General features: G+C 52.1%; 24 protein-coding genes. 8 read left to right on the top strand and 16 right to left on the bottom strand.

The window, feature by feature from the left end; translation table 11 throughout:
- Nucleotides 1-72 precede the first annotated feature (72 nt).
- The 3 genes from AB182_RS18800 to AB182_RS18790 all read right to left on the bottom strand — a co-directional run bounded on the left by AB182_RS18800 (nucleotide 73) and on the right by AB182_RS18790 (nucleotide 1207).
- Complete coding sequence (locus tag AB182_RS18800; protein ID WP_047371436.1) at nucleotides 73-285, bottom strand: hypothetical protein; 213 nt, start codon at nucleotides 283-285, stop codon at nucleotides 73-75.
- 196 nt (nucleotides 286-481) lie between these two features.
- On the bottom strand, nucleotides 482-892 hold the full coding sequence (locus AB182_RS18795; protein WP_047371435.1) for a GFA family protein: 411 nt from the start codon (nucleotides 890-892) through the stop codon (nucleotides 482-484).
- A gap of 96 nt (nucleotides 893-988) precedes the next feature.
- Nucleotides 989-1207, bottom strand: coding sequence for a hypothetical protein (locus AB182_RS18790; RefSeq protein WP_047371434.1), 219 nt, complete (start codon nucleotides 1205-1207; stop codon nucleotides 989-991).
- A 336-nt stretch (nucleotides 1208-1543) separates the two neighbouring features.
- On the opposite strand from AB182_RS18790, the gene AB182_RS18785 reads away from it, so the two are divergent.
- The 4 genes from AB182_RS18785 (at nucleotide 1544) to AB182_RS18770 (ending at nucleotide 5709) form a co-directional block, all read left to right on the top strand.
- Nucleotides 1544-2560 carry an iron ABC transporter substrate-binding protein gene (locus AB182_RS18785; RefSeq protein WP_047371433.1) on the top strand — a complete coding sequence of 339 codons (1017 nt, stop codon included), beginning with the start codon at nucleotides 1544-1546 and terminating at the stop codon, nucleotides 2558-2560.
- 21 nt (nucleotides 2561-2581) lie between these two features.
- On the top strand, nucleotides 2582-4156 hold the full coding sequence (locus AB182_RS18780; RefSeq protein WP_047371432.1) for an ABC transporter permease: 1575 nt from the start codon (nucleotides 2582-2584) through the stop codon (nucleotides 4154-4156).
- A 1-nt stretch (nucleotide 4157) separates the two neighbouring features.
- Nucleotides 4158-5192, top strand: a complete 1035-nt coding sequence (locus AB182_RS18775) for an ABC transporter ATP-binding protein (RefSeq protein ID WP_047371431.1) — start codon at nucleotides 4158-4160, stop codon at nucleotides 5190-5192.
- Between the two features lie 82 nt (nucleotides 5193-5274).
- Nucleotides 5275-5709: an EamA family transporter gene (locus AB182_RS18770; protein WP_041852297.1), complete on the top strand. Its 435-nt coding sequence runs from the start codon at nucleotides 5275-5277 to the stop codon at nucleotides 5707-5709.
- Here AB182_RS18770 and arnF read toward each other — a convergent pair whose 3' ends face one another.
- Genes arnF through arnB form a run of 7 tightly spaced genes read right to left on the bottom strand, consistent with a single transcriptional unit; the run spans nucleotide 5710 to nucleotide 13086 of the window.
- The gene (gene arnF, locus AB182_RS18765) at nucleotides 5710-6099 is read right to left on the bottom strand and encodes a 4-amino-4-deoxy-L-arabinose-phosphoundecaprenol flippase subunit ArnF (protein WP_047371430.1); all 390 of its coding nucleotides are present in this window, start codon (nucleotides 6097-6099) and stop codon (nucleotides 5710-5712) included.
- Nucleotides 6096-6431, bottom strand: coding sequence for a 4-amino-4-deoxy-L-arabinose-phosphoundecaprenol flippase subunit ArnE (arnE, locus tag AB182_RS18760; RefSeq protein ID WP_047371429.1), 336 nt, complete (start codon nucleotides 6429-6431; stop codon nucleotides 6096-6098). The genes arnF and arnE overlap by 4 nt, the downstream gene beginning before the upstream one ends.
- A complete protein-coding gene (gene arnT, locus AB182_RS18755; protein WP_047371428.1) occupies nucleotides 6428-8089 on the bottom strand; it encodes a lipid IV(A) 4-amino-4-deoxy-L-arabinosyltransferase in 1662 nt (553 codons plus the stop codon). The genes arnE and arnT overlap by 4 nt, the downstream gene beginning before the upstream one ends.
- Nucleotides 8086-8985 (bottom strand): 4-deoxy-4-formamido-L-arabinose-phosphoundecaprenol deformylase, encoded by a 900-nt coding sequence (gene arnD, locus AB182_RS18750; RefSeq protein WP_047371427.1) that lies wholly within the window; start codon nucleotides 8983-8985, stop codon nucleotides 8086-8088. Before arnD ends, arnT begins: the two co-directional genes overlap by 4 nt.
- Nucleotides 8982-10964 carry a bifunctional UDP-4-amino-4-deoxy-L-arabinose formyltransferase/UDP-glucuronic acid oxidase ArnA gene (arnA, locus tag AB182_RS18745; RefSeq protein WP_047371426.1) on the bottom strand — a complete coding sequence of 661 codons (1983 nt, stop codon included), beginning with the start codon at nucleotides 10962-10964 and terminating at the stop codon, nucleotides 8982-8984. The genes arnD and arnA overlap by 4 nt, the downstream gene beginning before the upstream one ends.
- Nucleotides 10961-11944: an undecaprenyl-phosphate 4-deoxy-4-formamido-L-arabinose transferase gene (gene arnC, locus AB182_RS18740; RefSeq protein ID WP_047371425.1), complete on the bottom strand. Its 984-nt coding sequence runs from the start codon at nucleotides 11942-11944 to the stop codon at nucleotides 10961-10963. The genes arnA and arnC overlap by 4 nt, the downstream gene beginning before the upstream one ends.
- A gap of 2 nt (nucleotides 11945-11946) precedes the next feature.
- On the bottom strand, nucleotides 11947-13086 hold the full coding sequence (gene arnB, locus AB182_RS18735; protein WP_047371424.1) for a UDP-4-amino-4-deoxy-L-arabinose aminotransferase: 1140 nt from the start codon (nucleotides 13084-13086) through the stop codon (nucleotides 11947-11949).
- Between the two features lie 659 nt (nucleotides 13087-13745).
- Here arnB and AB182_RS18730 point away from each other — a divergent pair.
- Together AB182_RS18730 and AB182_RS18725 are read left to right on the top strand one after the other, a co-directional pair.
- The gene (locus AB182_RS18730; protein WP_047371423.1) at nucleotides 13746-14132 is read left to right on the top strand and encodes a hypothetical protein; all 387 of its coding nucleotides are present in this window, start codon (nucleotides 13746-13748) and stop codon (nucleotides 14130-14132) included.
- Nucleotides 14133-14137: 5 nt separating this feature from the next.
- Nucleotides 14138-14680 carry an RNA polymerase sigma factor gene (locus tag AB182_RS18725; RefSeq protein WP_047371422.1) on the top strand — a complete coding sequence of 181 codons (543 nt, stop codon included), beginning with the start codon at nucleotides 14138-14140 and terminating at the stop codon, nucleotides 14678-14680.
- A 68-nt stretch (nucleotides 14681-14748) separates the two neighbouring features.
- Here the strand turns inward: AB182_RS18725 and AB182_RS32675 are convergent, their stop codons facing one another.
- The 5 genes from AB182_RS32675 to AB182_RS18705 all read right to left on the bottom strand — a co-directional run bounded on the left by AB182_RS32675 (nucleotide 14749) and on the right by AB182_RS18705 (nucleotide 22059).
- Nucleotides 14749-14916, bottom strand: a complete 168-nt coding sequence (locus tag AB182_RS32675) for a hypothetical protein (RefSeq protein WP_167337896.1) — start codon at nucleotides 14914-14916, stop codon at nucleotides 14749-14751.
- The gene (locus tag AB182_RS18720; RefSeq protein WP_167337895.1) at nucleotides 14913-15452 is read right to left on the bottom strand and encodes a DUF2076 domain-containing protein; all 540 of its coding nucleotides are present in this window, start codon (nucleotides 15450-15452) and stop codon (nucleotides 14913-14915) included. The genes AB182_RS32675 and AB182_RS18720 overlap by 4 nt, the downstream gene beginning before the upstream one ends.
- Before the next feature lie 213 nt (nucleotides 15453-15665).
- The gene (locus tag AB182_RS18715) at nucleotides 15666-17315 is read right to left on the bottom strand and encodes a methyl-accepting chemotaxis protein (protein ID WP_047371421.1); all 1650 of its coding nucleotides are present in this window, start codon (nucleotides 17313-17315) and stop codon (nucleotides 15666-15668) included.
- Nucleotides 17316-17592: 277 nt separating this feature from the next.
- Nucleotides 17593-20202 carry a bifunctional diguanylate cyclase/phosphodiesterase gene (locus AB182_RS18710; RefSeq protein ID WP_047371420.1) on the bottom strand — a complete coding sequence of 870 codons (2610 nt, stop codon included), beginning with the start codon at nucleotides 20200-20202 and terminating at the stop codon, nucleotides 17593-17595.
- 786 nt (nucleotides 20203-20988) lie between these two features.
- On the bottom strand, nucleotides 20989-22059 hold the full coding sequence (locus AB182_RS18705; RefSeq protein ID WP_047371419.1) for an SDR family oxidoreductase: 1071 nt from the start codon (nucleotides 22057-22059) through the stop codon (nucleotides 20989-20991).
- Between the two features lie 102 nt (nucleotides 22060-22161).
- Between AB182_RS18705 and AB182_RS18700 the strand changes: the two genes are divergently transcribed.
- Nucleotides 22162-23067, top strand: a complete 906-nt coding sequence (locus AB182_RS18700) for a LysR family transcriptional regulator (protein ID WP_047371418.1) — start codon at nucleotides 22162-22164, stop codon at nucleotides 23065-23067.
- A gap of 111 nt (nucleotides 23068-23178) precedes the next feature.
- Here the strand turns inward: AB182_RS18700 and AB182_RS18695 are convergent, their stop codons facing one another.
- The gene (locus AB182_RS18695; protein ID WP_047373359.1) at nucleotides 23179-23439 is read right to left on the bottom strand and encodes a DUF2534 family protein; all 261 of its coding nucleotides are present in this window, start codon (nucleotides 23437-23439) and stop codon (nucleotides 23179-23181) included.
- A gap of 383 nt (nucleotides 23440-23822) precedes the next feature.
- Between AB182_RS18695 and AB182_RS18690 the strand changes: the two genes are divergently transcribed.
- A complete protein-coding gene (locus AB182_RS18690; RefSeq protein ID WP_047371417.1) occupies nucleotides 23823-24137 on the top strand; it encodes a PTS sugar transporter subunit IIB in 315 nt (104 codons plus the stop codon).
- The last annotated feature ends 117 nt before the right edge of the window (nucleotides 24138-24254 follow it).

The following is a 24254-nucleotide window of genomic DNA, read 5'->3' as shown; positions in this document are numbered from 1 at the left end:
GCCTTAACCATTATGCACACGCAGGCCAAATCTGCCTTTTTTTGCTGAACGTATTTAAAATGTCCGGAGCTTTCACTTCTGACCTTTGGCAAAGATAAGCGTCATTAAGGCGCTGAGCTGCGCTTCTGTTACCGGGTTCGTCTCTGTTGCGATGCGGGCAGCAATTTTAAGGCAGATTGTGCGTTTGCTAACGGTTTGTTTCGCGTTCAACATCTCTTCGCACGAGAGCATCTGTGCTAAAGGGCACTCAATGGCGCCATTATCACTATCACGCGTACCCTTCACGACAGCCTCATTCAGTCAGGATCTCTAGCCAAAGATTTGGTGAACGCCATGCGGCAGGCAAGTAGATCCATAAGCGTAATCGATTTTCAAAAAAAAGCAAAAAAGCCAACATATTGATTTATTGAATAATCAGCAGGGAGCGCTGCCATGGAGAATATTTTAACGATACCCTGGCCAACGTAAGCCAGGGCGGGGGTTATTTCACATTGAATGTCAGATAGCCCAGGATACCGTCGCTTGGGCCATCTTTGGGGTGATGCACACCATCCATGACGGGAACGACCGGAAAATCGAAGGGCGAAACGCCGTCAATGCAAGCGACGTTTACACCAAATTGCTCTGGATTGGAGCGGCGCTGGTGAAAGGTATAAATCCCGCAGACAGAGCAAAAATAGTGGGCCGCGGCCTGGGTATTAAAGCGGTACTCGGTGAGTTTCTCTTTTCCCCGCGTCACCTCCAGTCCGGATAACTGGGCGGAAACGGCTACCGCACCGCGCATCCGGCAAAAGGAGCAGTTACAGCGGCGTAGGGTATTAAACCCATCGGTGAGTTCAACGGTAAACGCGACGGCACCGCAGTGGCATTGAGCGTGAAGCTTCTCTGACATAACAATCTCCGTGGTGACAAAAGAGGATGTAATGAGTGTAGCTGTCTGGCGTCTGAAAGCGGCTGAGTCGACGGGGTCAAAACGGGGTTTGGGGAGTTAGCTTTGCTTTTTCTTTTTATATTCCGCAATCGCCTGATTGATATTGTTAGTTTCGATGGAGTCGACCTTTTCGTTATCAGAGAAGACATCATAACGGCCTTCATTGTAGCGAAAAAGAACTGTGACGCCCTGAAAGCGAACCCTTTTTTCCTTGACCGTAATGCCACGACTGCGCATGGCAATTTTTGCGATGGTATCTATTTTTTTACTGTTCATGATGAGTCAGCTTGCCTTTTATTATTAATTATAGTGTCCCTGCTGGCATCAGGGATGGAATGATATTAAGTTTATAAACCCCGAAAAGAAAGGACGATACCCGAAATGGAAGCGGAAAAAAGAGGATAAGTTTCAGACGTGTTAAGGTTTTCTTAATCTTATGATGTTCTAAAAATTTTAAACGATATGTTTATTAAAATATTTAAAGTTTTTCAGTATTAAATAGCGAACTCAAATATTGAGAATTATTTCGATTCTCATTCCGGCGTCTGTGCGTTTAAACTCCAGCCAGCTTGCTAACGCTTCGTTTATACACACATTTTATAAGGAATGATTATGAAAAATCGCTTTTCGGCCCTGTGTTCGATAGCTTTGGTCATCTCTTCTGTTTTTGCAGGTTCTTCTGCTTTTGCGGCCGATAACGAAGAGGGCATTGTCATTTATAATGCTCAGCATGAAAATCTGGTTCAGTCGTGGGTAGATGGCTTTACGAAAGAGACCGGGATTAAAGTGACCCTGCGCAATGGCGGCGATACCGAACTGGGGAATCAGCTTGTCCAGGAAGGCAATGTTTCGCCTGCCGATGTTTTCCTGACGGAAAACTCCCCTGCAATGACGCTGGTTGACAACGCGAACCTGTTCGCCCCGCTGGATGCCGATACCCTGAAACAGGTACCTGCCGCTTATCGTCCGGCGCATGGCCGCTGGATTGGTATTGCTGCACGCAGCACCGTATTCGTTTATAACCCGAGCAAAATTAGCCCGGCACAGCTGCCGACATCTCTTATGGATTTAGCGAAACCGGAATGGAAAGGGCGCTGGGCCGCCTCTCCGTCGGGTGCCGATTTCCAGGCGATTGTCAGCGCCATGCTGTCATTAAAAGGTGAGCCGGCGACCCTCGACTGGCTGAAAGCGATGAAAACCAACTTTGTGGCTTACAAAGGTAACAGTACTGTCTTAAAAGCGGTCAATGCCGGGCAGATTGATAGTGGCGTTATTTACCACTACTACTATTTTGTCGATCAGGCAAAAACCGGCGAGAACAGCAAAAACACGCAACTTCACTATTTCAAACATCAGGATCCCGGTGCCTTTGTCAGTATTTCCGGTAGCGGTGTGTTAGCGTCCAGCAAACATAAAGCGCAGGCCCAGGCCTTTATTAAATGGATCACTGGCAAGGCCGGGCAGGATATTCTGCGCACGAACAACGCGTTTGAATATGCGGTGGGCGTGAATGCGGCTTCAAATGAAAAGCTGGTACCACTGAATAAACTGGAGGCCCCGAAAGTTGAGCCCTCTACGCTAAACAGCAAGAAAGTCACCGAGCTGATGACTCAGGCGGGTATTCTTTAAAATAATAACAGTGAGCGCCTTATGTCTGGTTTGAGCATTCCGTTGGCTGGAAAACAGCAACGCCAAACGCATCAGCATCGCCCCGCGCGCCTGTTGGTGATATTAGCCATGCTGGTTTCCCTGTTGGCATTACTGCCCGTTGGGTTTGTGATTGCAACAGGTATTGATACGGGATGGGAGAGCGTTAAGGCGCTCGTTTTTCGCCCGCGTGTCGCCGAGTTACTGACTAACACGCTGCTGCTGATCCTTTTCTCCCTTCCCGTTTGCGTTTGCCTTGGCGTGGCGCTTGCGTGGCTTACGGAGAGAACCGCACTGCGGGGACGTCGTTTCTGGTCGTTGTTGGTGGTTGCGCCGCTGGCGATCCCGGCCTTTGTGCAAAGTTACGCGTGGATAAGCGTTATCTCCTCTTTACATGGGTTGTCGGCCGCCGTGTTTATCTCCGTGCTGGCTTATTACCCGTTTATTTATATGCCGGTTGCTGCGGTCCTGCGGCGACTGGATCCGAACCTTGAAGATGTTGCTGCATCCTTGGGTTTTGCCCCGTGGCGGGTTTTCTTTCGCGTGGTATTGCCGCAACTGAAACTGGCCATCTGGGGAGGCGCGCTCCTGGTAGGGCTGCACCTGCTGGCAGAGTATGGCCTGTATGTAATGATCCGCTTTGATACCTTCACGACGGCCATTTACGATCAGTTCCAGTCTACTTTTAGCGGCCCGGCGGCCAATATGCTGGCGGGGGTGCTTGCGTTGTGCTGTCTGGGACTACTGTTGCTGGAAGGGGGAACCCGCGGTAAGGCTCGGTATGCCCGTGTGGGGGGCGGATCCGCCCGTCGCCAGAATATCCATGTACCCGCAATGGCAGGCCAATTTCTGGGACAACTTCTGCTGGTCTGCGTGGTGATGCTGGCGCTGGGAACGCCCATCGGGGTGCTGTGCCGCTGGCTATGGGCGGGCGGAATCGCGGTCTGGCAGAACGGCGATTTATGGCTATCCCTGCATCAAACGGTGGTCCTGGCGTCGGCCGGGGCGATCATTACCACCGGATTTGCTATCCCGTGTGCGTGGCTGGCGGTGCGCCATCCACATCGCCTTTTTCGGCTGCTGGAAAGCATGAATTATGTGGCCAGCTCACTGCCGGGTATCGTGACGGCGCTGGCACTGGTGACGGTCACCATTCATTACGCCCGGCCCATTTATCAGACCGAAGTGACGCTCTTTCTGGCATATATGCTGATGTTCATTCCCCGGGCGCTGATTAACTTACGCGCCGGTATCGCTCAGGCGCCGGTCGAACTTGAACATGTCGCGCAAAGTCTGGGCGTATCGCCGGGATGGGCGCTGTGTCGCGTGACGATGCGTCTGGCGGCACCCGGTGCGGGTGCGGCTGCGGCACTGATCTTTCTGGGCGTGAGCAACGAGCTGACAGCGACACTGTTGCTCTCTCCGCTGGGAACACGCACGCTTGCCACCGGTTTCTGGGCGCTGACCAGCGAGATTGATTATGTTGCTGCGGCTCCGTATGCCCTGTGCATGATCCTGATTTCTCTTCCCCTGACGGGCCTGCTCTATAAGCAATCACAAAAACTATCGGGTCGTTAAGATGTTCGAGCTTATTAACGTGTCGAAAAAATTTGGCCACACGCAGGTGCTGGATAACATCACGCTTTCGCTGTCACCCGGCAGTCGCACCGCGATAGTGGGGCCGTCAGGCTCCGGTAAAACCACCCTGTTACGCCTGATTGCCGGGTTTGAGATGCCCGACAGCGGACAGATAACGATGCGTGGTACACCGCTGTTTAGCCCGACAGTATCGGTTCCTGCGCATCAGCGAAAAATTGGCTTTGTCCCGCAGGAAGGGGCGCTTTTCCCGCATCTGACGGTTGAAGAGAACATTGGCTGGGGGATCCGCGCCTCGCGCCAGGAACGGCGCAAGCAGGTTGAAGCCTTGATGGACCGGGTGTCTTTGGACAGGCAACTGGCGCGTCACTGGCCGCATGAAATCTCCGGCGGACAGCAGCAGCGCGTGGCACTGGCGCGCGCGCTGGCACAGCAACCGGCGCTCATGTTGTTGGATGAGCCCTTCTCAGCGCTGGATACCGGTCTTCGTGCCACAACGCGTAAAGCCACCGCCGAGCTGTTGTCACAGGCCGGAGTCGCCACCGTACTGGTCACGCACGATCAGAACGAAGCGCTCTCCTTTGCTGAGCAGATTGCCGTTATTCGCCACGGGCGATTTGCTCAGGTAGGGACGCCACAGGCCGTCTATTCACAGCCCGTCGATGAAGAGACGGCGCTGTTCTTAGGCGACGCGCTGCTCCTGACGGCGCAGGTCACCAACGGTAAAGCGCGATGTCTGGTGGGCGATGTGCCGGTGGCTGACAGCGCCGCAGAAGGCGTGCGGCGCATTATGCTGCGTCCGGAGCAATTGATGATCACCCCGGTATCGGCAGGTGAAACCGCGTTGCAGGCGACGGTATTGGATATTGATTTTGCCGGTTATCTCTCGACGCTGACACTGGGATTTACGGATCGGGCGCAAACTCTGACGATAAACACCGTAACACCACAATTATTATTGCCAGGCACTACGGTTGCGCTCAAAATTACAGGCCATGCGCGGGTATTTGCGGCATAAAAATAGCCTGCTGATTGACGGCATATCCTGTTTTTATCCACGCATGTCTGAATATTGAGGGTAATAATGAATGGGAGAGAGCATGTTTTCACTCAGCAACTGGTTTATCTGGGCGCTGCTGTCCGCCTTTTTTGCTGCGCTGACCGCCATTTTCGCTAAAGTCGGGATCCAAAATGTGGATTCCGATTTTGCCACGTTAATCCGTACCGGGATAATTATCGTTATTCTGGCTGCCTTTATTTATTTTACCGGTAAGTGGCAGAATCCATTGCTGATTGGCAAACGCACCTGGCTTTTCCTGATCTTATCTGGCCTGGCGACGGGGGCGTCCTGGGTATGCTATTTCCGGGCGTTAAAAATCGGCGAAGCCTTTAAAGTGGTACCGGTAGATAAAATGAGCGTGGTGATGGTGGCGATTTTTGCTTTTATTTTTCTCGGCGAACGACCAGGGCTGCGGGAGGCGGGGGGACTGCTCTTGATTACCGCAGGCGTATTGTTACTGGCACTGCGGAGATAATCAGCCGTGACGTTGATGTGCGGGCAGAAAAATAACCAGTACGCCCGCAATAATAACCAACACACCAATCAGTGACCGAACAGAAAAAATACCGTGCATGCCGGGCACAATAAGCGATGCCGACCATACCAGAATATAACTGAGGCTCAGCAGGGCATAGGCTTTGCTCAATGCCAGATGGTGTAAAGCCAGATACCAGAAAAACATCGAGGCCAGATAACCCGCAAGCCCGGCCAGCAGCAGCGTTGTTTCCAGATGAACAGGCCACAGCGCGCCGATAAACGCATAAAATTGCGACACCGGCGGAAGGGCCGTCATGGCATAACCCATCGCAAGCTGTGCCGCGCTGGTTAACAGCACGCTGACCAACGTCAGAAGAACCCCTTTCATGCCGCACCGCCCAGAATCACAATTCCCACAATAATTAACCCCACGCCAAGCCAGTGGCGCAGGTTAACCGGTTCACGCCAGATCCCCCAGGCGGCCAGCGTCACCCAGACAAAGTTGAGACTTAACATCGGATAGGCGATGCCAACGGGGATGCTCTGTAATACCAGCAGCCAGAAAAGCATACCCAGGCCAAGGCAGGCAAGCGCCAGCCCGAGCCAGGTTAAAATATGCCGACGGCGGCCCACCCTAAGGGCAGGCCGCGTCGCTTGCTTTTGGCACAATTGACCGGCAAAGCTCAGCAGGCTTGCCAGCATAAGCAGAAACCAGCTCATCGTAGCGCTGCATACTCAATAAGTGCGATTCGCCCCTGAACAAATACATTTGATGGTGGAGGAATCGGCAGGCTATTGACACTTTCACCGCGTGAGAGCAGAACCACCAGCGTGACTTTGCCTTCCTGACGATGCTGCTCCAGCCAGTCATTGAAATCTTTCTCAGCGATAAATTTGTCTTTCGCATCCGGGTAGCTGAGGCCGTATTGCAGCTCACCGGTCTGGCCAAACATAATGATATCGCTACGTTTCAGTTCCCACGCCAGGCCTGCGGCGATGCCGACATTATCACTCAGAATATAGCGGCTGGATGCCAGTGACTCTTTGGCCATGCCGATCGCGAATTGCGGCTGTTTTGATTCCATCACCCGGTTAGGGATGGCAAAACCGACCAGCAGCGCGAGCCCGGCCGGACACAATGCCGAGAGCATCCAGCTTTTTTCGGTATTGCGCAGGGTATACCAGCCCACCAGCGCCCAGACGAAAAAGGCCATGGCGGCACAAAACACTTTATAGCTTTCGAGAGTGGTCCATACCGGGTTTTTCAAAGACCCCCAGGGAGAGGCAATAAACGCGGCAATCAGGCCAAACAGACCAAAGCCAATGTTGAGCCAGGCATTGACGCGCAAAGCACGGTAGCCTTTTTCTGCGGCCTGCACCGAATAGCCGGCCATCAGGATCGCCAGCGGTGCGAAGCAGGGCAGGATATAGGTCAACAATTTGCCTTTCGCGATACTGAAAAACAGAAATGGCATCACTACCCAGCACAGCAGGTAGAGCGTCGCGCGGTTGTTCTCACGGGTGAACCACGCCAGGCGAAGCGAGCCGGGCAGCAGTCCCAGCCAGGGCAGACTTCCCAATAAGATGACCGGCAGGTAGTACCAGAACGGGGCTTTATGCTGCGCATCTGCCATGGCAAAACGCTGAATATGCTCCACCCAGAAGAAGTAGTGCCAGAAATCTGGCTCATGCTGGGCAATCGCCAGCCCCCACGGCAGGACAACCAGCACGCAACTGGCGATGGAAAGCCAGCCCCAGATCAGCACCTCTTTCCATTTTTTCTGCACGATTATCCAGGGTAAAACGCTCAGTACCGGCACGGCCAGCGCCAGAAATCCTTTGGTCATCACTCCCATGCCGCAGGTCAGACCCAGCAGCACATAGCCCGCCGCTTTCACGGAGGTGGTCTTTGCCTGAGCGGCAATCCAGAATGTGCACATCCCGGCAACCAGCCACAGGGCGATCATCGGGTCGAGCACCGCATAAGTGCCGATGCCGTAAACTTCAAGCATGGTGATGAAAATGATGGCGGCCATCATCGCCACGCGTTTATCGCGCCAAATCTGCCAGGCAAACCATGACACCATTCCGGCAACCAGCGCGGTTGAAAAGATAACCCCGGCGCGTACCGCAAAGTTGTTGCCGCCGAACAGCCACTGGAATATAGAGTTCATCCAGTAACCGGCGATCGGTTTTTCGAAATAACGCAGGCCGAGGAAATGCGGCACGGTCCAGTTTCCGCTGCTGAGCATTTCACGGCTGATCTCTGCATAACGCGTTTCATCAGGCTGCCAGAGCAAACGCCATTCGACAGGGATCAGGTAGTAGAGGACAAACAGGGCAAGGACAACCATACCGTAGCGTGACGACTTCGTCATTCCGTTCTCTCCATTTGCTGACAACCCAGCCATCCTTCACGGCCAGCAATTTCACCACGTACAACCTTACCCGTGGGCAAGGTGCGTAAATTGGCAGGTAACAGTTCACCCAGCGGGCAGAATTGAATATTCGCTTCGGCGGCGCGCTGGAGTAAATCTTCAAACTCAAGGCGATGGGCGATCCCTTCGACCTCAGCGTGAATGGTATAGACCGGCACGCCGGGGTCATCCAGCATGCGGGCCAGAATGAAATCGTTGAACCCGCTGGCACTGACTTCACCCCCGACAACCTCATCCCAGGTGGGCAGCGTTACCGGAATCTGCACCGTACCCGTCTGGCCGACGCCGGTTACGGGTAAAAAGGGGGTGCTGCCCCGACAGTCGCTGTTATAGCGAAAATCGAAGGCTTCTTTCGCCTTAATGACCCGCTGGTCGGCACGCCAGCCGGCTACGGCTGAACAGGTAATATCTGTACCGATTATCGATTCCAGTTCTTCTTTACCCAGCGCGATGTGATGGAGCAACTCATCGCTGTCCCATACGCCGCACCAGGTTTGCCAGGCGTGGTGATCCCACGCATGCAGCCCCACTTCATGGCTGGCGGCGGCTCTGCGGATAATATCCGCGTTAGCGCGCCCGATATTCCTGCCGGGCCACGCGGTGCCCGCCAGTAAAATATCCCAGCCATACAGGGAGGCCGCTTTTGAGCGCAGCATCTTTAGTAAGAACTTCGGCTTAATCAGCCGCCAAAGATGCCGTCCCATATTGTCCGGCCCCACACTAAAGAAGAAGCTTGCGCGTACGCCGTAGCGGTTGAGCATGTCCAGCAGCGACGGCACCCCTTTACGGGTGCCGCGGAAGGTATCGACGTCTATGCGCAGGCCGACTTTTCTCATGGCTTCTGTTCCGTGACCTCAACGGTGCGTAAAAAGAAGTCCAGCGTCTCTTCGACCGTCTGGTGCATTTCTACCGTTGGCTGCCAGTCCAGGCAACGTTTGGCGTTGCGAATGCTCGGTTTGCGGTGTTCAACGTCCTGGTAGCCTTTCCCGTAGTAGTCGCTGCTTTCCACTTCGCGGAAGCCGGCAAACGGCGGGAAGCGGTCACGCAGCGGGTGACGTTCGAAGCAGTCGAGCAGCATTTCCGCCAGCTCTTTGATGCTCGCTTCGTTATCCGGGTTACCGATGTTGATGATCTGCCCATCACAGCGGCCATCTTTGTTTTCGATGATGCGGAACAGCGCTTCAATACCATCGCTGATATCGGTAAAGCAGCGTTTCTGTTTACCGCCTTCAATCAGCTTAATCGGCGAACCTTCGACCAGATTGAGGATCAACTGAGTGATGGCGCGGGAGCTGCCGATACGGGCGGCATTCAGGTTATCCAGACGCGGCCCCATCCAGTTAAACGGACGGAAGAGGGTGAATTTAAGGCCGGTTTTGTCGCCGTAGGCCCAAATCACACGGTCCAGCAACTGTTTGGACACTGAGTAGATCCAGCGCTGTTTATTAATCGGACCCACCACCAGATTGGAGGTATCTTCGTCGAAGTTCGCGTCGGTGCACATGCCGTACACTTCCGACGTCGACGGGAAGATGATGCGTTTGTTGTACTTCACGCAGTCACGAATAATTTTCAGGTTCTCTTCGAAGTCCAGCTCGAACACGCGCAGCGGGTTACGGGTGTACTCGATTGGCGTCGCAATGGCCACCAGCGGCAATACAACATCACATTTCTTAATGTGGTATTCAATCCACTCGGAGTGAATGCTGATATCACCTTCCACAAAGTGGAAACGCGGGGAGTCCAGGAAACGGCTAATAGCATCAGAACCAATATCCAGACCGTAAATCTCGTAATTATCATCCTGCAACAGACGTTCGGTCAGGTGGTTACCGATAAAACCGTTTACCCCGAGGATGAGCACGCGAGTACGGCGCTTAATGGCAGCAAACGGACGGCTGGAGAGCAGGGCTCCCGGCACCAGACCCATCGCGGGCGCAAGCTGGGTACCCTGCATGTAAACGCCGTTTGCGCTCTGGCCGGTCACGATTTCCAGCGCACCTTCACCACAGGCGACCACCAGCGGAGCGACAGACAGCACGGTGCCCGGCTTCGCTGCGGCGAGGTCGGTGCGTACGCGGGATTTCCAGACGATAAATTTGTTGGTGCCCACATAGCCAAATGCGCCCGGCCACGGATCGCTGACGGCACGTACCAGGTTATGCAGCTCCTGTGCCGGTTTTTCCCAGGTCAGACGACCATCTTCCGGGGTACGACGGCCAACATAGGTAGCCTGAGCCTCATCCTGTGCGCGTTCCTGAGTTTGACCACTGCGGATTTTCGGCAGCACGTCGCTCAGCAGGCTTTGTGAGGCCGCACAGAGTTTTTGATGCAGAGAAAGCGCCACGTCGGTGTCGCTGATCGCCACACTCTGTTGCGCCACAATATCGCCTGCATCGGCGCGTTGGGTCATACGGTGCAGGGTAACGCCGGTCTCTTTCTCACCGTTGACCAGTACCCAGTTCAGCGGCGCGCGGCCACGGTATTTCGGTAGCAGCGAACCGTGCAGGTTAAACGCGCCTTTTGTCGGCAGGCTCAGAATATCGTTGCACAGCAGGTTGCGGTAATAGAAGGAGAAGATCACTTCTGGCGCGAGTGCGCGAATGCGATCAACCCACAGAGGATGGTTTACATCATCCGGGGCATAAACCGGAATCTCCTGTTCAGCCGCCAGGCGCGCCACGGATTTAAAAAAGTGGTTTTCACCGGCATTGTCGGCGTGAGTAAAGATGGCGGCAATCTCAAAGCCTGCTTCCAGCAGTGCTTGTATGCCCGTGCACCCCATATCGTGATATGCAAAGACGACAGTTTTCATGACTCAATTTCCTCAATAGAATTTGGGGTTTCCTGACGGATAACGCGCTGAATAAAGTAACGGGGGCGGGCACGGACATCGTTATAGATGCGGCCAACGTACTCGCCGAGTAAGCCCATGCCAACGAACTGCGCACCAATGAAGGTGAACAGGACGGCGAAGAGGGTGAACACACCTTCGGCAGCCCACTGTGGCCCAAGCGCAAGACGCATGACGACTAAAACGACCGAGAGCGCAAAACCCACCAGCGCGATAACGCTGCCAAACACGCTCAGCATGCGCAGCGGCGTGGTGGTCAGGCAGGTCACCAGGTCATACATCAGGTTAATCAAACGCATAAAGCTGTATTTCGAATCGCCGTACTCGCGTTCCGCGTGATGCACGGGTATTTCCGTGGCCCGGCGGGCGAACATATTGGCGAGGATCGGGATAAAAGTGCTGCGCTCGTGGCAGTGCAACATCGCATCGACAATATGGCGACGGTAAGCGCGCAGCATGCAGCCGTAATCGCCCATCGCTTTACCGGTGGTGCGCTGAATCAGGTGGTTGATCATGCGTGATGCTGTTTTACGAAACAGACTGTCCTGACGGTTCTGACGAACCGTACCGACCACGTCATAACCTTCTTCGGCGCTTGCCACCAGGCGTGGAATCTCTTCGGGCGGGTTCTGTAAATCGGCATCCAGAGTGATGATCAGATCGCCGGTGACATGGCTAAAACCGGCCATGATCGCGGAGTGCTGACCATAGTTGCGGTTAAGCAGTACTGCCACAATATGGCTGCCGTCGGCTTGTGCGGCATCCACCAGCATTTTGGCGGAGTCATCGCTACTGCCGTCATCAACCAGCAGAACTTCATAATCCTTACCCAACAGATCGCAGGCGGCGGTAGTACGACGAATCAGTTCCGGCAGGCTGTCCTGTTCGTTAAATACAGGGATCACAACGGACACTTTGTTGATTGGGCTTGTTTCAAACATCGTTATTGCCCTGCCAGCTGATGAAGTGCGGCGATAACGCGGCTGGTGTCGTCATCGGTCATATCCGGGAACAGCGGTAGCGAACAGATACGCGCGCTATTCCACTCCGTATTGGGTAGTGAAAGATCAGGGAAATTCTCGCGGTAGTATTTCTGCGTGTGGGCGGCGCGGAAATGCAGGCCCGTGCCAATGCCCTGTGCTTTCAGCGCTTCCATCAGCGCATCGCGGGTCAGGCCACAGCGTGTTTCATCAACACGAATAATAAACAGATGCCAGGCGTGAACGTGCGGCCATGCCGGAACCGTCAGCGGCTGGAAGGGAGTGTCAGCCAGCTCGCGTAAATAGCGTTGGGCAATCTCGGTTCGACGCTTATTGGCTTCATGAAGCTTGCCGAGTTGCACCAGCGCCAGCGCGGCATTGATATCCGCCAGGTTGTATTTGTAGCCAGGAGAGATCACTTCCGCCTGCGGCGCGCGACCGTGTGTCTGGCGATCGTAGGCATCGACGCCAAGACCGTGGAATTTCAGGCTGCGGATACGCTGGGCCAGTTTCTCATCATCGGTTACCACCAGACCGCCTTCGGCACAGGTCATATTTTTGATGGCATGGAAGGAGAAAATCGCGGTTCCGCAACAGCCGACATGATGACCTTTGTAATAGGTTCCGGCGGCATGTGCCGCATCTTCAATGACGGGAATAGCGTATTTTTCACCCAATGCGCGAATCGCATCGATATCGGCAGGCGCGCCAGCGTAGTGAACAGGAATAATGGCCTTCGTTTTTGGTGTAATCGCGGCCTCAATGCTCTGCGCAGTGACCATCAACGTGTCGCGGTCAACATCGATCATGACCGGTGTCGCGCCGAGTAGCACTATCATATTGAGGGTGGAAACCCAGGTCATGGAGGGGGTAATCACCTCATCGCCAGCGCCGATGCCCAGCGCCATTAAGGTGACATGCATACCGGCTGTTGCCGAACTCAGGGCAATGGCATGCTGATTGCCCGTCAACTGGCAAAAGGCCTCTTCTAACTGTTGGTTTTTGGGACCTGTTGTAATCCAACCTGAACGCAGAACGTCCTGAATCGCCGTTAGTTCCTCGTCGCCCATAGAAGGACGTGAGAAGGGTAAAAATTCACGCATTACTTTTCCTTACCGTTGCTGGCAATGAATTCGCACTATAGCCAGGGAAGCAGCAGACTCATTTCGCTGAAAGTACTTACCCAGGATAGGGCTTATTTATTAACTCAACCTTAAGAGATTGTGTATTTTGATTAACGTTCACTTAAGATCGTTTTCGTTTAGCTGGCGTTGAGGGAATAATTATTAGCAGGCGATGTTTTTTTTAGGTTTTTTTATGGAAATCAAAACGTTGCCTTTGTTTTTTGCAGGAGAATAAAATGCCGTAACGGCGACATACGCAACCGTAAAGGTTTTTTTTCACTATCTTAATTTTGTTTAATTTATATTTATAGTCATCCTTTTGTCATTATGCTGTCACTAAATTTGGGAGGGGAAATAATAATGAACAGATGCACCTGCCTGAAAAACGAGAATAGCCAGATTTGGCTTTTAGTGCTGTAGCAGATCGTCATTTAAGTGACGCGGATCACAAAAACTGGCTGTTTTTCGTGCGATCACGGTGGCAATACGAATATTTCGGCAGAAAATCATTTCAAATCATTTAATTACAAATGTTATTGCATTTTATTTTTTCCGTGACGGCAAAAATTATTCTTTTTTAGCAATATTTTTCTCGCTCATTCGTCTACCCGGATACAACGATATGAAGGAGAAACAACATGAGAAGATTTGCTAATCACAGACGCCATCCCGGTAAGTTTGGTGTGATGTTCCTTGTTTTTGCCATCGTCATGGCGCTGGTGGTGATGACCCTGTGGAATGCCATCATTCCGGGACTGTTTGGCCTTAAAGCGATCGGTTTCTGGACCGCGCTTGGGCTGCTGGTACTGTGCCGGGTGCTGTTTGGCGGTATGGGGATGGGGCCGATGATGTTCAGAATGGCGCGCGATCATCGTCAATTGCATGAACGGTGGATGAATATGAGCGAAGAAGAGAGGCAGGCCTTTTTCCAGAAACGCCAGCGCTGGGGGGGACGTGATGGCTGGCGTTGCGGTCCTGGCGCGCCAACAGAGAACGAACCGCCAAAGCCGTCGGATAATGCGTGAGTATAATGGATAACGCCGACAACGCCCGGACGGCGCGGATCCTTGAAGCGCTCTCTGCATGCCGGACAACGCTGAGAGCCTTTATCCGCCGTCGCATTCCGCAGCGAGAAGACGTGGATGATATTTTGCAGGATGTGACGCTGCAATTGATCAACGTTGAACAACCGGTTGAAAACGTCTCCGCCTGGCTGTTTCGTGCAGCGCGCAATGAAATGATTGACCGCGGACGGAAAAAGCGGGAGTGGTTGTTAGGGGACGACGATGAGGCTGATGATCAGCTATATGATGTGCTGTTTGGCGAGGTTCAGACGCCGGAAGAGGCGCGATTAAAGGATATTTTCTGGGAGGAGCTGGAAAGCGCGCTGGCGGCACTTCCTGCGGCTCAGCGTGAGGTATTCGAAAAAACCGAACTGGAAAATTATAGTTTCAAAGCCCTTTCCGCTGAGACGGGGCTGCCCGTTCAGACTTTGCTATCGCGCAAGCACAAAGCGGTACGCTATCTGCGAGAGCGCCTTTCCGCACTTTATCACGACATTATGCTGCCGTAGGCTGATACCGAAAAATCCCCGCCACACCGGGCTGGCGTGGCGGGGATTATCACTATGCTTGCGATAAATCAGATAAAGCTGTCGTCGTCGTTATTGCCGCCGAAATCGTAGTCATCATCCTGATCGAGGAAACGGCTATTGTCGTCGTTGCTCTGGTCAAAGAAGCTGCGGTCAGAAGCATTCGTGAAGCTGTCCTGATCCTGAAAATCGTTAGAGAAATTCTGTCCGCCCGTCACTCAGAGACCTGTTCGATAGGTTGCTCAATAATGTTCACGATCTCCTGTGGCTGCGAGCGGTGGAACATACTGGTCAGCATATCGGCGAGAACGACACCACCGGCAACCCCGGCTGCGGTTTGCAGCGCCCCGGCCATAAAGCCGCCAGAACGAGGGGCCGGTTGCGCATACGTGGGCGCTGCCTGCTGCTGTGGCGGCTGTTGTTGCGGCGCGCTGTTCCAGTTGTTGGCAGGCTGCTGCGGCTGGCTTTTTCCCCCGCCAAACAGGCTGCTCAGGAAGCTGCCGTTACCACTTTGCTGGCTGTTTTTCAGTGAGGCCACTTCATTCTGGAGATCCTGAATCTGTGCATGAAGGCGTTTCAGCGCAGCTTCCTGAATCAGCATCGACTGGGCCATATAGTAAGGCGCAGAGGGTTGCTGGCGCACAAACTCAGCGATCAGGCGATCGGCCTGTCCATCCCGTGTGCCGCTTTGCTGCTCCGCCTGTTTCAGACGCTGGAAAAGCCCCTCAATAAGCCGTTGTTCTTCATTTTGCATAGCAAAAACCTCAGGAGTGCATGGAGTTGTGCAATGGCGTGCGGACCTGTGCAGGTATCGGTTACGCACGCGTGGTAAGAGTCATTTTAGCCGATCAAAGTTATACGAAATGACAAGCAAACGCAGAATGATCGGAAAAGAAGACGCGAAGAGGGGGTAAAAATAAAAATGGCCGGTGTGTTCCCGGCCATTTTCTCTGCGTGTTGCCGGTGGTTAGAAGGTCTGCCAGTTATCGTTGCTGGTGCTGGATAGCGGCACGCGTGCTGACGTAGCGCTGGTTTTTTTCGTGCTGCGAGCGGTGGAGACCGCACCGTTGCCCAGATCAAAGCGATCGACGGTCTTGTTCAGCCGTTCCGCCTCGGATTCGAGAGAGACCGCATTGGCGGTGGCCTCTTGTACCAGAGTGGCGTTTTGTTGCGTCACGCCATCCATCTCGGTCATCGCCAGACCAATTTGTTCAATACCACGGCTTTGTTCATCCGAGGCCACAGAGATCTCACCCATCAGGCTATTTACCTGGGCGACAGACTGGATGATCACAGCCATGGCGTCACCGGCTTCCTGTACCTGTTCGGCACCGGTTTTGACCCGGTTGACCGACTCACTGATCAGGGCTTCGATCTCTTTTGCCGCCTGCGCACTGCGCTGCGCCAGCAGGCGTACTTCGCTGGCGACCACCGCAAAGCCGCGGCCTTGTTCGCCGGCGCGAGCGGCTTCCACGGCTGCGTTCAACGCCAGCAGGTTGGTCTGGAATGAAATGCTGTTAATGACGCTGGTGATATCGGATATTTTTTGCGAACTGTCGGTGATGCCGTGCATGGTTTGCACCACCGTTGAGGTGATGTCACCGCCTCGTTTCGCCGTTCTTTGCGCTTCCTCGGTCAGTTTGAGGGCTTCGCGCACGTTCTGGGCGTTGTTTCTGACGGTAGAGGTCAGTTCTTCCATACTGGCTGCCGTTTGCTGTAGGGCGGCGGCCTGTTGTTCAGTGCGGCTCGACAGTTCTTCATTACCGCCCCGAATCTCACTGGTGTTGGCGAAGATACTGGCGGAGCTGTCCTGAATAGTTTTTACCGTTGTCTGCAGGCTCTCCTGCATCTTTTGGACATAGGGAATCAGTTGCCCGGCGCAGTTACGACCAAAATTATCAAGCTGGCTACTCAATTTGCCTGCGGTCAGCAACTCCAGGTGATTTTTTAACATGCCAAGCGGCTTAACCAGATAATTTACTAAATAACGATCGGTCAATAAGAGCGTCACCAGGCCTGCCAGTAACGCGCTGATTAATACTATTTTGTTATAGGAAATCTGAGCATTGGTTTGCATCAGAATGGCATCTGATTGAATCGCCTGGGTATATTTCTCAGCGGTGGCGCCAAATTGCACGCTCAACGGCGGATAGGTTTTACGAAATAGCTCGCGGAACTTATCCGTCTGGTTATTTTTCGCTGCGTCATACATCGGCACAATGGCGTTAGTCAGCAAGCTGTCCCAGTCATTGATCATCGATCTGATGACGTCATCGCTCACGCCTGGATGGCGGGCGTCACGAAATTGCGCAAGCATATTCTGGCTGATTGCCAGTGCTTTGCCGGCAGACTCCATTGTTTTTGCTGCATTTTCCTCATCACCGGTCTGGCGATAATCCATTGCCCGTAGCATGCGCGTCATAGTACGGAAATATTGATCATTGCCTTTTACCAGCATGGCATAGGCATTTTTCTGTGACGAGTTTTGTGTGAGTAATTGCTCAAGAGTAGAAAAGTTATAAAAAGTGAGCAGGCTAGCCATTCCCCAAATAATACTGAAAAGAACCAGTATCAGTAATACCATTTTCCTGATGGTAATATCGCGTAATATTCTCATAGCTACCCCCGGTAACTCAATATAAAATATATTTTCAGATGAGCAGCCCAGTTGGAAGGGCCTGGTGTTAAAGTTTTTATGCAATAGCGCATAAAATGAAATGTTGCAGACTAATTGTTATCCTGAGAACTAATTATGGTAACACGGTAAACCATCATTAAAGGTGTTCAGTTGCGTGCTGGTAAATAATGTTTTGATAACGTTAAGGATGGTAACATAAAATTTATATACGCTAAAGTTGTTATTACATCCTGGCGTAGGATCACAAATCTATGATTTAAAATTCTTCTTCCGCAATAATTATTTTTTTCTTATTAAAATTTGGGTTAAGTTCGATTTTATCCAGCGTGGTCGGATGACTTATAAAATACCCCTGCGCAATATCGCACTCAAATTCTTCCAGCTGCTGTAACTGAGAGAATGTCTCTACCCCCTCAGCGGTGACCTCAAGATTAAAGTCTTTACCCAGTCCGATAATCTTCTCGACGATATTTTTGGCACTTTCTGAGTCGCCCATTGCCATAATAAAAGACTTATCAAGCTTGATGCCATCAAAAGGGAAACTCCGTAGATAATTCAGTGACGCATAGCCAGTCCCAAAATCATCCATCAACAGTTTGACACCGAATGATTTTAATTGTTGCATGATTTTTAACGTAGTTTCTGGTTTGCTGAGCGTGGCGTTTTCAGTGACCTCCAGTTCGAGACGTGAAGGATCAAACCCCGTTTTTGCGAGAATTGATTTTACGCGACAAACAATGTCGCTGGCCTTAAATTCCACGGGCGATATATTTACCGAAAGGGACAGGTCTGCGGATTTAGCCCTTACCTCGCGGCATGCTGTTGTTAAAACCCAGTCTGTTAGTGCGATAATTATTCCGGTCTCTTCCGCCAGGGGAATAAATTGGTCAGGCATAAAAAGTCCGTGAGTCGGGTGCTGCCAGCGTACCAGTGCTTCGAGTGATGTTATCTTCTGCAGGGTTATATCGTAGCGAGGCTGGTACAGAAGAAATAATTGATTATGTTTAATTGCCTCGCGGAGTTCCTGTTCCAGTTCCCGACGTTGAACAATTTGTTCAGCCATATCAGGTTTATAAAAAACCCAATGCGCATTAGGATCATTTTTGGCTTTGTAGAGTGCGATATCAGAATAGCGCAGAAGATCGCTTGCGTTGAGTGCATCTTGTGGTGCCAGGGCAATACCCATACTGACGCCAATTACAATCTCATTGCCACAAATATCAAAAGGATGATTCAATTCTTCCACAATACGTGAACAAAAACGCTCGATATCTTCACGTCGGCTAAGATCGCTGGCAATGATGATAAATTCATCTCCGCCCTGACGCGTTACCAAATCTATGCTTCGCATGCAGCGGCGCAGGCGGTTGGAGGCTTCACTGAGTACCTGGTCGCCCACCGTATGGCCGTAGACATCGTTAATGGTTTTGAAATCATTGAGATCGACACTGATCATTGCCAGCGCATTTTCCGCTCCATTATCTGATTGCAGTCGACCCTCAAGGAATTCTTTCATCCTGACGCGGTTAGGCAGGCCGGTTAATTCATCATGGTGCGACAGATACTGAATACGTTCACTTGCCTCCACTTCCAGGGTGACATCTGTTGCGGTACCCCGAAACCCCAGTGAACCATCAATCAGGGTGACGCGTTTAAGGGTTAAATTACAGTAGCGCTGGTTGCCCTGGGCGGAAAAATAACTGCAATGATTAAGGGTGAGGAAATTACCTGCATAAGGAAGATCCAGCCATTTGGTCAGTGCCGGGTTTTCTTGTGCCAGGAATGCCCGCAGCGAACGGCCGATCCAGTCATCAATGCGGTGACCGGTAATCGCCGGAAAGCGCACCGATATCCAGGTAAGTTGTAAGAGCTCATCGGCTTCCCAGATCCAGTCCGTTGTGGTTTCAACCACATCACGAAAACGGCGCTCGCTAATGGCGAACGCCCGGCGGCTTTGCTCCAGCAGGAATGTTTTTTCATCATTCAGCCTTGCTTTTAAAAGCCCTTTTCGTACCAGTGAAAGCGCCAGAAGGACCGATGTGAGCATCAGCAGGACGAGCAAAGGGAGAACCCAGGTTAGCAGCGTGTCGCCTGGATTTTTATTATTCCATTCGAAATAGACATCGCCCTCGGATACAGGCCATGACATACCCGCTGTATGTGGTTGACGGCGCGTGGGTTTTGACGCCAGGCTGTGTAAATCTGCAATGGCATACTCTTCACCCATCGCCGCGAGTTTTTTAGGCGTCAGCTTATCCACAAAGATCATTATCGAATGATCCTGAGGCGCTTTCGCAAGCTCAATCTTATCTTCGGTAGTAATCCAGGCCGCTGAAATCAGGACTAATTCATTATTGGTGAAAATAACGCGCGAAATGGCTGTACCGTTGCTTACTTTCAATGCCGTGCTGAGTTCGGTATTAAGGTTTTTTCCCAGCCATTCCTCGAAAGGGACCAGGTGAAGGTTACCGTCGATGACGCTATAGCGCGTTTCTTCTTTTGGCGAGAGAACAAACACGCCTTCGTAACCGAATTTTGCAAACAGCGATTTGCCAAGGTTTTGTTCGTCCCAGGCCCAGCTTATGTCGACCTTGCGGTGAAGGTTATCCCAGGCTTCGTTCCACGCGGCGTTATCGGCGAGGTGTAAACGAAGATTTTCCTGGCGATTGTCGAGCGCTTTCATGAGCAACTGGCGGGTTTGGTGGCGAGTGTTTCGCGCCAGATCGTTTTCTGTCTGAATGAGAGCAAATATTGTGGTGAGAAAAATGAAGCTCATCAGCATCAGCACCAGCGTCACCGTCTGCTTCATGATGCGATGCGTATCAGATGCAGGTGCAGGCGCGTACTGGTCATCGAAAATGTTCATACTTCACCTTTTCTTCGCGTTTTAATAAGCAAAATATGTTTTTTTAGTCATCAGTATTAACGGCAAGAGATAATTAAACTTTAAATAAAAAACGTTATTTTCATAAAAACAGTTAAGTTTGTGATGCGCATCATTTTTTTATGCAAAAGAAAGAATTCGCCTTTATTTATATTAAGATAACCTTAAGGTTAATAAATTTAATGCATTTATCTCGTGGTAATTGCCGTACGGTATTATTTTGTTATTAACATTTTGATTTTTATCTTTTTTTTCATTTTTTGGTGATGTCGGGATATGTTAGCTATGGCACTGAGTAAAGTGCCATCAAATTAAGAACAGTAAATTAAGTGAATTGGGATTGAGTCTTAATCAGTAAGCGACAAATTTATCGCTTCCCAGTCATATGTACTGGAGGCGAAAAAAGAGCATTTATTTTCTTCTTTAAGAACACGTTACGATAGTATCGAAGAATAATACACGTTTAACAATAATGTTCGGTGAGATAAACATGATGCCCCGCCAAAACAGGAGGTTAAGCGAATAAGTTAAATATCACGAGTAATGTTGATTTAAAAGAAAAAAATACCGGAAAATGCATTGCGTACAATTCCACTAAAAGCTATGTGCACAAGCATTCATACCCTCACTGTCAATGTTGAAGAGGGTATTTGCCGGGTACGGGGCTGTTACCGGGAGATAAACATCCTTCAATGCACTGTGCAACACGACAAACAGATGATAAAAACCGGGGACGACGTGATCGTCCCTGGGGTTTTCAACATGGAATTAGCGATCCGGAATGATTTTCTCCGCTTTTAACCTGTCAAACAGCCCGGTAAAAGAATCCAGTGTGGCCCGATAGCCAGTGAACCCGGCCTTGCGGCTTTTGCTCATGTCGGTGAAGGCCTCCATCGGGCGGCCAAGGTCTGCATCGGTGTGCCACCAGGAGGCCAGTCGGTTGATGTCAGGCTCAACGAGCGAATAGCGGGCTGCAATTTCCCGCCAGGCGGCGGCAGCCTCCTGCATCCGTCCTTCCAGCGGCATCATCGTCTGAGGATTGCCGCCAGATTCGATACCAAAATAGGCAGCCAGGCGCGGCCATAGCCAGTTCCAGCGGAATACGTCGCCGTTGACCGCGTTAAAGTCTTCGTTTGCCGCATTCGGGCTTTGCGCCGCCCAGACGAGCTGCTCAGCCAGCAGGTTTGCGTCGGTGACGTCACAGACACCATGCCACTGCTCCGGCGAGCCCGGGAAAATAAACGGCCAGCCTTTTTCACGGCACAGGGTAGCGTAGACCGCCAGCGTCAGCCCCATATTCATTGCGTTACCGACCGCGTAACCGATGATGGTGTGCGGACGGTGTACACTCCATCGATAACCGTATTTTTCCGCGCCGGCGAAGATCTCGTCTTCCTGGGCATAATAGAAATTATCCACGGGCTGGCGACCCTGCTCTTCACGGAAAGGCGTAACCGGCACGGCACCTTTACCATAGGCCTCGAACGGACCGAGATAGTGTTTTAACCCGGTAACCAGGGCGACATGCGCACCGCGCAGGCGGTCACCCAGTGCCTCAATGACATTTTTGACCATCGCACCGTTGACGCGGATATTCTCTTTTTCGTTTGCCTGACGCGACCAGACGCTGAAAAACAGCGCGTCTGGTTTCACACCAGCGAGTGCCCTATTGACTGCCTGCGAATCCGTCAAATCGGCAGTCAGGCGGGTGCAACCTTCCGGCACCGCGCCACGCCCGCGCGACAGACCGGAGACTTTCCAGCCCTCCTGCATCAACTTTTGCGCCAGCGCGCGGCCAATCACCCCGCTGATGCCGACAATGAGTGCCTCTTTTTGCATTTTACTCTCCTCATGCATAAACCTTATGAGTAGACTAATCGAGAATTACATTCTCATTTATGGCATTAATTCACATCATTCGTAACTCAGGTTCATGAATCAATGCACGATCAACGACTAAAAGACATTGTGCCCTTTGTCGCCAGTATAGAAGGGGGGAGCTTCGCCGCCGCTGCGGAGCGTTTGCATGTGACGGGCTCCGCCATCAGTAAAAGTGTGAGTCGGCTGGAGGCGCGGCTGGGCTCAACGTTGCTGGAGCGGACGACCCGACGCCTGAAATTGACCGACGCCGGACATGCGTATTACCAGACCTGCATTCGCATTATGGAAGAGCTGGCGGAGGCGGAATCGGTACTGGCGGCGCAACGCAGTATTCCGTCCGGGCGGCTGCGGCTGGCTGTGCCGAACACCTATGGCAGGCTGTGTGTCATGCCGCGACTCATAACCTTTTGCCAGCACCATCCGGAGATTGATATCAGCATGACCTTCTCTGACCGTTTCATTGATCTGTTTGATGAAGGGATTGATGTCGCAGTACGGATTGGCAAAACGGCGGAGATGCCTGTGTCGTTGGGCTATCGGCAATTGGGGCGAGAGAAAATGGTGTTCTGCGCTTCGCCCGCCTATCTGGCGCGCGAGGGGCGCCCGGAAAGTGTCGAGGCGTTGTTGCAGCATCGAGCCATTGTCTACGAGCGTGTCGATGGCAGCAGTAAGCCGTGGCAGTTTGTCACCGAGGATGGATATCCGGACTGGCGTACCGTGCCCTATCATATGGCGCTGGGGGATGCGGATGCTCAGTTACAGGCTGTTCTTGGTGGGTTAGGGGTTGCCCAGATGCCGACATGGCTGATTCGTGATGCGCTTGCGCGCGGTGAGCTGGAGAGGGTATTGCCGCATATGCAGCCGGACGGGCTGGCGTTAACGCTGGTCTGGCCGCGACGTAAGCAGCTATTGCCCAAGGTGGATGCGCTGCTCTGCGCGTTGAGCGAGTTGGATATTGGCACATGAGCGCTTATCCCGGCTGGCGCTGCGCCGGGCGACGTATTCTCTGCGCGCACCGAATCGGTAGCCCGGACAAGGCGCTTACACCGCATCCGGGAAACCCCCTGCCCAACCTACCTACCCGCGATCATCCTTCGGTCCCAGGAACCAAAACGCAAAGGGCAGCGACCCTATGATGGTAAACATCAGGCTATAGATAAACACCCACGCGCCCTGAATCACAAACATTGATACTGACCACTCGTCCATCGGCAAATCATATTGTTCCACCACGCCCTGGAACGCGGCTTCTGAGATAATCGACACGGCGGCCACAAAAATGATGGCGACGGCGATAAGGAATTTTTTACCCTCACGGGTACGTAGTTTTTCCAGCATGTAAACCTCCTTCTTTTTATCCGCAGTCTGCAGGTGATGGTTGATAGCCACCGGACGCGGGCTGCTACCCGGATGCGATAATCCGCTGCTGCTTCGGCCGCCTTTTCCACGCCAGAACGCGGCGGCGCAAGCCATACGCCTGACCGCTGAATGACGCTGGTCCGTATAAAAACCACCCGTCATACGGGTTATAAAGCGTAAGTGTATCTTATTCTCATCTCAGTTGTTATCGCAGATTGGCTCGAAGTAAAGGGGGGCTGTGGGGGAGGTGTCCGTGTGGATTGGTGAAATATTAATCGCATATATCCGCAAATATGATGCAGTGCGCATTTTTTGAGCCAGGGCAGGAATAGCGTATCGGTAACATCCAGGAGGGCACTATCATGAAAAGGTTATTAATTTGTTGTCTGTTTGGTAACACGGCGATAACGCTGGCGAAAAAAATGCAGGGTGTGGCTGACGCACATCGCTATCAGATTCAAATTAGTGGGACAGGAGCAGACTCATTTGCCAGTCTGGCGCCTGCCTTTGATTGTTTTCTGGTCGCACCGCATATTCAGTATAAAAAAGAAGAACTGAAAAAAGCGATTAAAGAAGGCCAGCATATTGAGGTTATTGCCGGCTATCCTTATGCCGCTATTGATGCAGAAAAAATATTAAAATTTGCCATTGATCGTATGGAGGAGTTGGTTGAGTAATTTTTTATTAGGACACCTCCCGAGCGTCCGTACAAAGAAATGGCTCAGGGATGAGCTGGCAATGACGTCATTATTTTGGTGATGTTATCGTTCGGTTGAATTATTGTATCTTTATGA

The sequence above is a fragment of the Phytobacter ursingii genome, assembly GCF_001022135.1.
GTDB classification, from domain to species: Bacteria; Pseudomonadota; Gammaproteobacteria; order Enterobacterales; family Enterobacteriaceae; genus Phytobacter; species Phytobacter ursingii.
The sequence above is the reverse complement of the archived record's forward strand: the minus strand, read 5'-3'. Positions and strand labels throughout refer to the sequence as shown.